We start from the raw sequence: 12955 nt of genomic DNA, 5'->3' as shown, positions 1-12955 counted from the left end.
ATCACCGCAACCCTTCCTGTTTTGTGCTTAAAAGTCAAAGGGACTGAGTATTTCGGCGATCCAAGCTTGAATTTGCTGCTTTTGGCGACCTTCGGGGAAGAAGGGTAGGGCACGACGATAGTCGGCGATCGCATAGTTCCAGTCGCCTCGTAGGTGGTGGGTGCGTCCCCGTTCTGCCCAAGCGTGTCCTGGGAGTTGTCCTAGTCTTAAGGCGAAGTCGAAGTTTTCTAGGGCGCGATCGTACATTTTTAAGTCTCGAAAGGTAATGCCCCGATTAATTAAAGCGCGAACATGAAGGGGGTTGAGATCGATCGCTCGATCGTAATCTGCGATCGCTTTAATTAATTGTTTTTTGGCAGCATAATAATTAGCACGGTTATTGTAAGCAGCTGCTAAATCAGGATTAATTTGAATTGCTTTGTTATAGTCGGCTAAAGCGGCATCTAATTCACCGTTCTGGTAGTAAACAAATCCCCGATTATTGTAATCGTTGGCGTTGTTGGGGTGGCGATCGAGCAAACAAGTTATAATCGCAATTGCTTCCGAGTAGTTGCCTTGACGCATTTTGTTTTGCGCTAATTTCCGCAGACAAGTTTCTCGCTCTACCTGCGTGGATGCCAAACTCGGCGTAACTGAAGAGTTGCCCTCTTGACTTGGACAATCAGATCGGTTAGGGTGGTAAGCCTTGTTTGTCGATGGAACATTTGAGCAGGCTTGATATTTGAAACAGTCTTGGTTGTCTACAAAATAGCTAGTGTTCATCTGACCCCTACAATCCCCTTACGCTAAGTTTGGTTCCACACCTTACAATTTAGAAACTTGTGACTCAAAATCTATCTATCTGTTGTGTCACTTTGTAGATGTGTCTTTAGTAATAAAGACTGTTATTAGCCGTGATAAGTTCACTACATACTAAAAACAGTGGTCAATTTGGCTATTGTCTACTAAGTACAAACTACAGATTGGATGAGCGGGATTCCTGAATTAGCAGTAGACGCTACAATTTCTGATTCCCTTAGATACTTTTACAAGGGTTTTTATATCAATCGGGAAAGTATTGATGTCCCCAGGTCACGGTAAGATCCAAACGGTTAGGATATCTTTGTTGCTGAATGTGAGATGACCATGACAACTGCTTTCCTAAATGCTCAAGCTTCTGATGTGTCGGCTGATGATTATGTGGTTCTGGGATTAGCCACTTGCTTTCTGAAAGCAGATGGAGAAGTACATCAGGTTTCTGTTGTGGAACCTATTCCTTCGGCGGCGCTAGAAGCATTGATTAAAGGAATTCCTACTTCCTATCAGTTTGCTAGTGCGACTACGCTGGGAACGGTTTTACCCAGTGAAATACCGCAGTTACCCGCAGATTTTCCTGCGGATGCTCAGTTTTGTGATGATTTTGCGGAACGTGCGATCGCAGCTGCCCGGACTTATAAAAGTCGTCCGGTTGCTCAATCTCATATTCCTCTAGGTACAATCCGCCAGGATTTCAATTATTCTGTAGAACGGAAGCGAGTGTTGAATTCTCAACGCATTGTTCGTACTGAGGATAATGTGAAGCAGCACGAATATACACACAAGACACTCTAGCATATTTACTGAGTTTAACTAAGACGAAATGTTAAAACTATACGGCGGTGCTTTTAGTCGGGCAGCAATTGTTAAATGGTATTTGGCAGAATTAGATGTTCCCTTTGAGTTTGTCCTGTTGGATATGAAAAATGGGGAACATAAAGAACCTGAGTACTTAGCAATTAACCCTTTTGCAAAAGTCCCGGCAATTGTGGATGGAGATTTTCAACTTTGGGAGTCGGGGGCGATTTTGCTATATTTGGCGGAAAAGTACGGCAATTTACCTAATTCACCGGAGTATAAAGCGACGCTGGTTCAGTGGGTGTTGTTTGCTAATGCTACATTGGGGACTGGGGTGTTTGTGGAGGCAAATCGCGATCGGGAAATGCCCCGCTTAATGACTGCATTAAATTCAATTTTGGCTAACCAAGCTTTCTTGTTAGGTGAAGAATTTACAGTGGCAGATGTGGCCGTGGGCTCGCTTTTAGCCTACATTCCCATTATGTTGAAGGAAGTCGATCTCAGCCCATATCCAGCGGTTTTAGATTATATGAAACGGGTGACTGAACGCCCCGCTTTTCAAAAGGCAATGCAGCCATAAATTAAGAAAGCTGATTTATCTGGCTAATCGATCGAAAATTGAAAATCCCAAATCGAATGTCCCACGGCTACTAGTCGTGGGTTCTCTATTGCATAAATAAAAATAGAGAGATAACGTAGGTTTGGAGCCTTTTCTCCAACACTATACAAATTGCAAATTTGACAAACAAAACTTAAAAATATGCCAGAAATCAGACGTAACCTAATTACTAGAGATTGGGTCATTATTGCAACTGAAAGAGCAAAAAGACCTCATGAGTTAATTACGCCAAGACCTGCCAAAACAGTGCTATCATCTTATAGTCCAAGTTGCCCATTTTGCGCGGGAAATGAGGAACGTACACCGATTGAATGTGGTCGGATTAGTGATGGTAATAGCTGGAAAGTACGTTCTGTTCCTAACAAGTTTCCTGCCTTAACAACTGAAGGCGAGCCTCTAATGAAAATTCAAGGAATTTACCGTTCTATAGAAGCGATAGGCACTCACGAAGTAATAATTGAACACCCTCGCCATGATTTAACTACTGCTTTGTTACCAGTGTCAGATGTAGCTAATATTATTTTCCTCTACCGCCAGCGTTATCAGGAAATCAGGAAAGATAAGAGAATTAGAGCAATCATTATTTTCAAAAATCATGGAGAAAGAGCAGGTACTTCTCTAGAACATCCTCATTCACAAATTGCTGCTACTCCGGTTGTTCCATCACAAATTCGGATTCGCATTGAAGAAGCGATTCGATTTTTTGATGATACGGGAGAGTGTTTATTTTGCCGAACTTTGCGGGAAGAATTAGTTGCTAATAAAAGAATCGTTTTCAGCAGTGAATACTTTGTCGCTTTTATTCCTTATGCGGCACTTTCACCTTTTCATATTTGGATTTTTCCCCGTCGTCATACAGCATCTTTTGATGAAATTACTGATGTAGAAGTTGTGGATCTGGCTTTTACTTTGAAAACTGTGTTAGCCAAACTGTATTATGGTTTAAATAATCCTGATTATAATTATTCTATTCGTTCTTTACCTACAGATTCCTTTGCTAAAGATTACTTTCATTGGTATATTGCTATTGTGCCTCGTTTGGGGATTACTGCTGGTTTTGAATTAGGAAGTGGAATGTATATTAACCCGGCTCTCCCGGAAGAAAGTGCCAAATATTTATCAGAGTTACAAGTTCCTGAGTGAGGTTAAATTAACGGATTTAGCGGTTATTTAATAGATAAAATTGCCTTACTTTTAACTAACTGTTTAAAATCGCGAAATGGCAGGGGACGACTAAATAAGTAACCTTGCATTTCGTCACATCCATTTTGGCAGAGAAATTGCAGTTCTCCTGCGGTTTCTACTCCTTCAGCAATTACTTTTAAACCTAATTGATGAGCCATGTCAATGATGGCTTTGGTAATGGCTTGCTTTTTGGAATTATGCTCAATATCACGCACAAAGCATTGATCGATTTTCAAAATATCAAAGGGTAGTTGTTGTAAGTAATTTAAGGAGGAGTATCTTGTGCCAAAATCGTCGATCGCAATTTTAATTCCCAAAGATTTCAATAATTTTAGTTTATCAACTGCTAACTTAACATCAGCGATTAACAAACTTTCCGTTAATTCAAATTCAATAAACTTTGGTTCTATGCCAGCACTTAAGGTGATTTTAAGTAACTGTTGCGGTAATTCTTCTTGATTGAACTGGTATCCTGATAAATTGACGGCGACGCGGATAAATCCTAATCCTTCTTGATGAAGCAATTTTGTATGTTTGCAAGCGGTTTTCAATACCCAATCACTAATTGGTTTAATCAAACCTGTTTCTTCAGCTATGGGAATAAATTTAGCGGGGGAAATAAATCCTTTAGCTTGCTGAAACCAACGTAAAAGAGCTTCTGCACCGACAATTTCCCCGGTGCGTAAATCCACTTTAGGCTGATAGTAAAGTTGCAGTTCTTGACGCTCTATTGCATGACGCAAATCTATTTCTAATGCTAGTTCGTTGTCCCAATCTACACTCAATAATTTCTGATAAAACTCATAGCGATTCCCTCCTAAAGTTTGGGCATAATTCATCGCTTTTTTGCTACAATTAATTAATTGTTCTAATTCATAACCATCATCATTAAACATTGCCATGCCAAGGCTAGCAGTGACAAAAATTTCTCGATGATTAACTAAGAAAGGTTCGTTAAACAATGAGAGAATTTGTTGAGCAGCGTTGCTTACTTCTTGTTTATAATTTACAGCATTGAGAACGATCGCAAATTCATCATTATTTAATCTAGCTAAAAGTTCCTGATTACCTAAATAAGCAATCAATCTTTTGCTGACTAAATTTACTAAACATTCATTTTCTTGATAACTTAATATGTTACTGAGTTTTTGTATGCGATCTAACCGCAAACAAAACACTGGAACAATTCTCGGCGCGAGATTGTCAACTATCTCCGATTTGGCGGAAAAATTTAGAGTACTAGTAATTTGATGAAACTGTTTTTCTAATAAAGTTAAATTGGGTAATTGACTTAATTGCAGCAATTTTTCCTGAGCTACTTGAATTTGTGCAGTGTAACGAATTGCCATTGCTTTTTCAGTTTCATATCTTTTTAAAGCAATTTCGATCGTAGTGCTAACATCTTGCGGCTTAAAAGGTTTAACTAAATAACCATAAGGCTCTGTATGTTTGGCTTTTTCTAAAGTATCATTATCAGCATAGGCGGTCATATAAACTATAGGAATTTGTAGTTGAGTATGAATTATATAAGCTGCTTTGATACCGTCGATCTCTCCGGGTAGCATAATATCCATGAGTATTAAGTCTGGATGATTAGCGATCGCTTCTTGAATAGCTTCTTCACCCGTACTCACTAAACCTACGATTTCATAACCTTGTTGTTGTAGGTTTCTAGAGATATTTTCGGCGGCTATTAACTCATCTTCAACTATAAGTAGTTTAATGTTCTTTTTCATGGTTATTCAATTTTTGCTTAGTTACTAGGGTGAACATGATTTTTGCTTAACTAACTGGATAATTTCTAAATTCTCGGTTTATACTCTAACTGCTGAAAGGTTAATTTGACAAAAGTGCCAATTTGAAAATCTAATTCTAAATTAGCTTTCAATTGTTTGGCGAGAATTTGGACTAGTTTCAAACCCAAAGAAGCTGGATTTTGCCAGTCTACTGTTCCCGGAATACCAATGCCATTATCTACCACAATTAAATGCAATTTTTGATTTTCAGCTTGAAAGAGTTGGACTTTAACTTCTCCCGATCGACCATTCGGAAAAGCGTGTTTATAAGCATTTGTCACTAATTCATTGATAATTAAACCGCAAGGAATAGCTGTTTCTAAATTTAATGATAATGGTTCAGCTTCCACAACTAGTTCGATATTGTTGTTACTACTATTAAAGGAAGTACATAGGTTGTTAATTAATCGTTTAATATATTTCCCCAAATTTACCTTTCCTAAATTTTCCGATTGATACAATTGCTCATGGATCAATGCCATTGTATGAATACGATTTTGGCTATCATGGAAAATTCCTAAGAGATTAGGATCGTTAATACTATGAGCTTGCAAATGTAAGAGGCTAGCAATTACATGAAGATTATTTTTGACGCGATGGTGTATTTCTTTCAGTAAAACTTCCTTCTCCTTCAGAGAAATATGAATTTTTTCTTCTGCTTCTTTGCGCTCAGTAATGTCACGCACTATAATTAATACTTCATCTTTACCACAGGGAGAAATCCGAATTTCTTCATAACAAACTCTGTTATATTTGAGGAGTTGATGTTCGTAAATTTGAACTTCTTTGGTAGTCAGTGCTTTGTCTATGTGTTCTAATTGTTTTTGCAGAATCTCTGGGGTAAGTAGTTCGGAAAGATGGGTGGCGATCGGGACGTAATTCCTAGCAGATGAGTCTTTGGGAGGAATAAAATTTAGGCAAGTCCCATCTCTTTTTACCCGTAATAATAAATCAGGGATTCCATCAATAATCGCCCGATTTGTAGCTTCGGTTTGTGATAATGCTTTTTCAGTGATTTTGCGTTTACTAATGTCAGTTACCATAGCTAATGCACCGATGTATTCTCCAGTTTGACTATAAATTGGTGAGCAGGAAACAATTGCCCATAAGTCTGAGCCATCTTTACATTTAAATTTAAAATCTTGCTGTTTTGTAACACTTTTGCGGCAAAGTTCTAATCTTTCTCTAGCGATAACTTGGCTTTCTCGATCCATAAATTCAAAAATTGACTTTCCCAGCATATCTTCGGGATTATAACCTAACATTGTAGCTATTTTACTGTTCGCAAAAGTAGTATTTTGCTGACGATCGAATTGCCAAATTCCCTCCCCAGCAGTTTCGACGATTCGACGATATTGTTCTTCACTAGTACGTAATGCTTCTTCGGTAAGTTTATGTTCGCTAATGTTCCTAACTACCGCCAAAATTTGGTTACTTTTCCAAGGAATTAGTCGAGCTTCTTCCCAAACTCTTTCAGTTAATTTATAATCAAAAGTTACCGGAGTTTGCGTTTTTATTGCTTGTGCGATCGCAGTTTTATATTTAGCAAAAACCTCGGCTGGTAAAATTTCAAATAATTTTTTATCTAATACTTCTTGATTAGGTAAATTTAAACTTAAACTGGCCTGATTATTATTATAATTGGTAACTTGATAATTATTGTCTATATGTAGTATTAAATCAGGAATAGCCTGGAAAATCGCTGACATTTCTTCCAATAAGGAAGCTAAGTGATATTTGTTTTGAGGAACTCGCTTTGATAAAAACTTGCCATTGAACGATTTAATAAAAATTGAGGAATCTAAAGCTGGAAATATTTTTAATAGGGAAGCAAAAAATTCTCTTAGACCGATCGAGGTAATCATAGCAGCCACAGCAATAATGATTGAGTTAAATTTATAAAATCCATTTTGAAAGCCCCACATTGAGACGATTTCCCTGATTTTATTCCCAATATAGAAAATTATCAATCCTCCGCATACCCAAAAAAGTTGGTTAAGTTGCTTTTGGTTAGATAAATATGCTAAATAAATAGCGATCGACCATAGTAGATAACAGCTAAAGTAAATTACACTATAGAGAAGTAAGTCTTGCTCCCAAGTACTAGAATGGCGATCGAAAAGTTTTATAATCTCTGCTATTTTCATTGGTTTCCTTTTCTTGAGCTTTGACGCTCCTAATTTCAAAATTCAATAAACAAGAAATCTGACTAGGTGGCAATTTAACCAATTTTATCTATACGAATTCGCTAGTTTTAAGTATTTTCACTTGCCACTAAGCTATCGATATAAGCAGAGCATTTCTCCACAAACTACTGAGTTTAAATTTCCTTTGCTTAAAAACTAAAGTAGACCCAGGGGGAAATTTTTGACAGATGTTCTCCATGTCAGATAGAGAAACATTTCTACTACACTAAACTGTGCAATATTTGTTTATAATAAACTAAGTTATTCCAATCGCATAGATAAATTTATTTAAATTTAATAAAAATTTTAAATTATCAATAATTCTCAGGGAAGCTCAGTCAAAAGATGATGTTATTACTTATCATTATATATAATTTAATTCACATTTAAAAAATTATTTTAAGTTTTTCGGCAATTTTACTGATAATCTTTAGTTATAAATTAGCGATCGTTACGACATTTCCTGAGTAAATTTACACAATATTTGCATAAAAAAATACCTGTACTATGCAAAATTAAACTATAGTAAATATTAAACCGTATTTTTAATTACATTGAGGAAAGGTGAAAAGGAAATGAGAAGATTCCACCCTTTCCCCCTTTCTCTGATAACTAAAGAAGTTTAGTTTGAGAAGCGATTTACTTCACAAACAACAAAGAAGAAGTGATTAATCACGTTGTATATTCTGCATTAATCTTCACATAATCATAACTCAGGTCGCAACCCCAAGCTTTGCCAGAGCCATTGCCATTGCCAATGCTGACAGAAATCAACACTGTATCATCTTGCAAAAAAGCACCCGAAGCAGCTTTCTTGAGATATTCATTAGCCGCAGAACGATCGAAAGCTAAAGGCTGACCATTTTCCATTAACAGAAAGTTACCCAAACTAACTTGCAAATCTTTTTGGTCAAAATGCACACCTGCACGACCAGCCGCAGCTGCAATTCTACCCCAATTGGGATCGCGACCAAAGATCGCAGATTTGACCAAAGAAGAGCCAGCGATCGTTCTAGCGACTTGACGCGCCGCCCGATCGTCCGACGCACCAGAAACTACCACTTCAATTAAACAAGTAGCACCTTCACCATCCCGCGCCATTGCCTTAGCCAAATATTGACAAACTGCGGTTAACATAGCTTCTAGTTTCTCTGCTTCCGGGCCCATTTCCGTAATTGCCGGAGTGCGGGATTGACCATTTGCCAAAGCAATTAAACTATCATTAGTGCTAGTATCGCCATCAACCGTAATTTGATTAAAAGTCTTGTCAGCGGCGCGAGAGAGCATTTCTTGCCACAGTGCCGAAGAAACAGCAGCATCGCAAGTCACAAAAGATAACATTGTCGCCATATTAGGATGAATCATCCCTGCACCTTTAGCAATTCCCCCAATTCGTACCGGACGACCATCAATAGTAGTTTCCAAAGCAATACTTTTCGGTACAGTATCGGTAGTCATAATTGCTTTAGCTGCTGAGTCTCCCCCATTGTCCGAGAGAGAAGTAACTAATTGAGGAATGGCAGCTTTTAAGATGTCCATTTTAATTCTTTGACCGATCACCCCAGTCGAGGCAAGTAAGATCGAATCTGGAGGAATATTTAAAGCTTCTCCCAGAGTTTTGGCGCATTCTTCTGCATCCGTCATGCCTTGAGTGCCTGTACCAGCGTTAGCTTGTCCAGAGTTACAAAGAATCGCTCTAGCACTAGCTTTAGTTTGCAATATTTGCCGACAATAGTCCACTGGCGCAGCCCGGACAACAGAGGTGGTAAAAACTCCCGCGGCGATCGCTTCCTCATCCGACACAATTAACGCCAAATCCGGCAATCCCGAAGCCTTCAATCCCGCCGTAATACCCGCCGCCCGATAACCTCTTGGTGCCGTAATGCTACCATCAATCACTTGCCAATCTGACATTTTTCTTTCTCCCAACAGCATCGTTTGAGAGGCGATTATATCAGGAAAGGCATGGGACAGGGGGGCAGAGGGGCAGAGGGGCAGAGGGGCAGGGGGGCAGAACAATAATTGATTTTTTTGGTTATTCGCGTCGCATTAGCCAGGGAGAGGGGTTAATAATCATATTGACTAACATACCGAGAATTTTATTGTAATTTCGATAAAGTTCTCTTCCCTGTTCAACATCTAAATAGTTAGACTTGACTGCAAACTCTATCCAGCATTGAGTTTCTGCTGCTTCTGCTTCTGAGTCACTTAACTTAGCTACAAATGCGGCTTGATAACGACGCTTGCGCCACGCTTCAGCTAAGTTAGCGCATACAGAACGTGAGGAACGACGAATTTAATCGGTGAATGAGAAACGTTCTTCCACAGGAAATTTCTTACTCAATTCAAAAATTTGCATCGCTACCTCAAATGCCAACTGGTAAACTTCCAAATCTCGGTGACTTTGGATAGGCTTCTTTTGATTCATTTAAATTAATTAAAATTGCTTTTTGTTTGTTCTAGTACAATACCATTTTCTCCTCTGCCCCCCTGCCCCTCTGCCTCCCTGCCCCTCTGCCCCCCTGCCCCTCTGCCCCCCTGCCCCTCTGCCCCTCTGCCCCTCTGCCCCTCTGCCCCTCTGCCCCCCTGCCCCTCTGCCCCCCTGCCCCCCTGCCAAAAAAAAAAGGGGAGCCGCTTGGATAACGACTCTCCCGATCATCAGGGTGCATCTACTTACATCAATATACCATTCTGGGGGTGAGGGGTGACACCCCTTTTTTAAGTTTTTTATGAAGTTTGACAGATTTTTAGTAAAGAAGTTGTCAAGATTGCAGCTTCTTGGCTAAAAGTTGATTGGTGAGTTGGGGGTCGGCGCGACCGTTCGTTTCTTTCATCATTTGTCCGACGAAGAAGCCGAGTAGTTTAGTTTTGCCGTTGCGGTATTGTTCCAACTCTTTGGGATTGGCGGCGAGGATTTTATCAATTAAGGATTCTAAAACGGCAGGATCGGAGATTAATCCTTTATCTTTGACCATTTCTTGAACTGAGCCGCCTTTTTTGAGCAGTTCTGGCAAAATCTCTTTAGCAATCTTACCACTGATGGTTTTATCTTCGATTAAGGAGATGAGTTCCGCTAAGGAATTTGGTTTCAGGGCAATTTCGGTAATACTGAGTTTTTCGTTGTTCAGGTAGGCCGTAATATCACCCATTACCCAGTTTGCCGCTTGTTTGGGGCTAGCACCATTAGCGACTGTGGCTTCAAAATACTCGGCTACGGTGCGATCGTCCGTCAATACCCTCGCGTCGTAAGGGGAAAGTCCCAATTCAGTTTCATAACGGTGGCGCTTGGCGGCTGGTAATTCGGGTAATTGCTCTTTCCATTGTTGCTTTTGGTCGGTGGAGACTTCAATCGGTGCAAGATCTGGTTCGGGGAAGTAGCGATAGTCGCTGGAACCTTCTTTAGTTCGCATACTGACGGTTTTTTGACTTCCTTCTTCCCAAAGGCGTGTTTCTTGAAGGATTTTTTCTCCGGCTTCTAGTGCGGAAATTTGCCGTTCTATTTCGTAATCGATCGCCCTTTGAATTGCACTAAAGGAGTTCATATTTTTAATTTCAACTTTAGTGCCAAATTCTTTTTGTCCTACTGGACGCACGGAAACGTTAACATCACAACGTAAGGAACCTTCTTGCATATTCCCGTCGCTGACTCCGAGATAACGCATAATGCGCCTTAGTTCTTGGGCATATTCTGCTGCTTCTTGTCCCGATCGCATATCTGGTTCGGAAACAATTTCTAACAAAGGAACGCCTGTGCGGTTAAAGTCAACTAAGGAATAGGTAGAACCGGAAAGGCGATCGCTACCTGCGTGAACTAACTTTCCTGCATCTTCTTCCATGTGTAGACGAGTAATGCCAATTTTTTTCCTTGTTGCATTACCTTCTTCATCTACTAACTCAATTTCTAACCAACCATGTTCACAAATTGGCAAGTCATATTGAGAGATTTGATAATTCTTTGGTAAGTCAGGATAGAAGTATTGTTTGCGATCGAACTTGCTATAGGTGGCAATTTCCGCATTCAGGGCTAAACCAGCTTTTACGGCATATTCCAGCACCTTTTGATTCAGTACTGGTAATACTCCTGGCATCCCCATACAAATAGGACAAACATTTTCGTTCGGTGCTGCACCAAATTTAGTCGAACAATTACAGAAAATTTTGGTAGCAGTACTCAGTTGACAATGGGTTTCTAAACCAATGATGGCTTCGTAGGTAGTTTTAGCTGGAGCAGCTGTAGTCATGGGTTAATAAATCGCAGCTTTCTTGTGAATTGGCTTCTATTTTAACTTCTGCGTCCCTCCATGATAATCGGTTTCCCGCAATTTTTTTGCCCGTCTGCTACCAGCTAACTAAATAAGCACTGCTAATTTTATTTTCCCATATACTTACTAACAATATTGGCAATATATTCTTCGGTCACGATCTCCTTTTCTTTTTCTGAGCCAAATTGACTGCGAATTTCTGCTAATTCTCCAGCATCTAACCAAACACCTGCACAACCAGGACATTTATCAATTAAAACCTTTCTTTTGATACTGTAGTAATGCCGCATCATTGGAATACTGGGACACTTAGGACAGTATCTTCTCAGATTAGGATTAACTTCTAGTTCTGAATTTTTTGTAATATTCAGGAGACTTTCTCCCTCTACCTCTTCCAGGTTATCAACCTTGTCTAGTTCAAATCGATCGAACCAAATCCCCCCACAGCCGCCTTCGCAAACATCAACAATAATATTTCCAGCTAATTTCTGACTTAACTCATTGCCACAAGCCGGACATCTCATATATTTGTTCTCCTAACTAACTCTTCAATTTTATCCTTTCTGCTAAAAAATAAAAAAATATAATTCCCGCTAAGTCAGCCAGCAAGTTGATCGGCCCAGAGGTAGATATAGAGGAAAATGTTCGGAGGAGTTCATCAATTATACAAAACAGAGCGATGATTAATGGAGCTTGGGGAAACAGGATGCCAAATAACATTACAGTACGTTTACTTAGGGCTAGATGACTAAAGAACGAAGCTAAGCCCAGAAATAAAAAGTGCATGAACGTATTGGCAAAAGGAATATTTGTCAGTAGATAGAAGAAACTCTTTAAAGTAGCAGAAGTAGAAATAAAAATTAAAAATCCTAAGTATAAGCAACAAGCAAAAATCCAAATTTTGTTTGATGATTTCATCTGGAAAAAGTTCATAATTGCTGAGTCTGTTATAAACATCATGACAACTACAAAGGCAATTCAGCTAATTTTCGATTTAGCTGAATTTTATCAGGGTTAGGGCATTCCTCCAGCGATCGATGGTTTCGATTCTCTCTTGCTTTATGTATTGCTGCCAATATATCAAAAGCGGTAAATCTCGGATTGACTAATTTTCAGCAATTCTACTATCAGAGTACTGACTACTATAGCAGAAGGCAGAAAGCAGTAAGGTAGAAATCCAGAAAAATCTAATGGTTTGAGCATAATTTGGGCAACCAGGAATGGCTGAGTCACCTTGGCGGTTGCCATCTAACAAAAAGTGAGCGATCGGCAAACCAGTTACAGCACAACGAAAAAGGAGGGAGAAAGCGGAAA

At 39.3% G+C, this 12955-nt stretch carries 10 protein-coding genes and 1 pseudogene; 3 read left to right on the top strand and 8 right to left on the bottom strand.

Features of this window, described 5'->3' with window-relative positions:
* Positions 1 to 27: 27 nt before the first annotated feature.
* A complete protein-coding gene (locus tag ACE1B6_RS17315; protein ID WP_413258502.1) occupies positions 28 to 621 on the bottom strand; it encodes a tetratricopeptide repeat protein in 594 nt (197 codons plus the stop codon).
* Positions 622 to 1125: 504 nt separating this feature from the next.
* Here ACE1B6_RS17315 and ACE1B6_RS17310 point away from each other — a divergent pair.
* The 3 genes from ACE1B6_RS17310 (at position 1126) to galT (ending at position 3355) form a co-directional block, all read left to right on the top strand.
* Entirely contained in the window at positions 1126 to 1590 is a 465-nt protein-coding gene (locus ACE1B6_RS17310) for a hypothetical protein (RefSeq protein WP_413258501.1), read from the top strand.
* 28 nt (positions 1591 to 1618) lie between these two features.
* Positions 1619 to 2173: a glutathione S-transferase family protein gene (locus ACE1B6_RS17305; RefSeq protein WP_413258500.1), complete on the top strand. Its 555-nt coding sequence runs from the start codon at positions 1619 to 1621 to the stop codon at positions 2171 to 2173.
* Positions 2174 to 2353: 180 nt separating this feature from the next.
* A complete protein-coding gene (galT, locus tag ACE1B6_RS17300) occupies positions 2354 to 3355 on the top strand; it encodes a galactose-1-phosphate uridylyltransferase (protein ID WP_413258499.1) in 1002 nt (333 codons plus the stop codon).
* A gap of 23 nt (positions 3356 to 3378) precedes the next feature.
* Here the strand turns inward: galT and ACE1B6_RS17295 are convergent, their stop codons facing one another.
* From ACE1B6_RS17295 to ACE1B6_RS17265, 7 genes and pseudogenes are all read right to left on the bottom strand, one after another.
* Positions 3379 to 5133 (bottom strand): two-component system response regulator, encoded by a 1755-nt coding sequence (locus ACE1B6_RS17295; protein ID WP_413258498.1) that lies wholly within the window; start codon positions 5131 to 5133, stop codon positions 3379 to 3381.
* 65 nt (positions 5134 to 5198) lie between these two features.
* Positions 5199 to 7340: a PAS domain S-box protein gene (locus ACE1B6_RS17290; RefSeq protein ID WP_413258497.1), complete on the bottom strand. Its 2142-nt coding sequence runs from the start codon at positions 7338 to 7340 to the stop codon at positions 5199 to 5201.
* Positions 7341 to 8051: 711 nt separating this feature from the next.
* On the bottom strand, positions 8052 to 9293 hold the full coding sequence (gene argJ / locus ACE1B6_RS17285; RefSeq protein ID WP_413258496.1) for a bifunctional ornithine acetyltransferase/N-acetylglutamate synthase: 1242 nt from the start codon (positions 9291 to 9293) through the stop codon (positions 8052 to 8054).
* Between the two features lie 121 nt (positions 9294 to 9414).
* Positions 9415 to 9807: pseudogene (locus ACE1B6_RS17280) on the bottom strand (four helix bundle protein).
* A gap of 334 nt (positions 9808 to 10141) precedes the next feature.
* Complete coding sequence (gene gatB / locus ACE1B6_RS17275; protein WP_413258495.1) at positions 10142 to 11620, bottom strand: Asp-tRNA(Asn)/Glu-tRNA(Gln) amidotransferase subunit GatB; 1479 nt, start codon at positions 11618 to 11620, stop codon at positions 10142 to 10144.
* 128 nt (positions 11621 to 11748) lie between these two features.
* Positions 11749 to 12165, bottom strand: coding sequence for a TFIIB-type zinc ribbon-containing protein (locus ACE1B6_RS17270; protein WP_413258494.1), 417 nt, complete (start codon positions 12163 to 12165; stop codon positions 11749 to 11751).
* 556 nt (positions 12166 to 12721) lie between these two features.
* Entirely contained in the window at positions 12722 to 12889 is a 168-nt protein-coding gene (locus ACE1B6_RS17265) for a hypothetical protein (RefSeq protein WP_413258493.1), read from the bottom strand.
* Positions 12890 to 12955: the final 66 nt, after the last annotated feature.

Source organism: Floridaenema fluviatile BLCC-F154 (assembly GCF_041929135.1).
Classification (GTDB): Bacteria; Cyanobacteriota; Cyanobacteriia; order Cyanobacteriales; family Aerosakkonemataceae; genus Floridanema; species Floridanema fluviatile.
The sequence above is the reverse complement of the archived record's forward strand: the minus strand, read 5'-3'. Positions and strand labels throughout refer to the sequence as shown.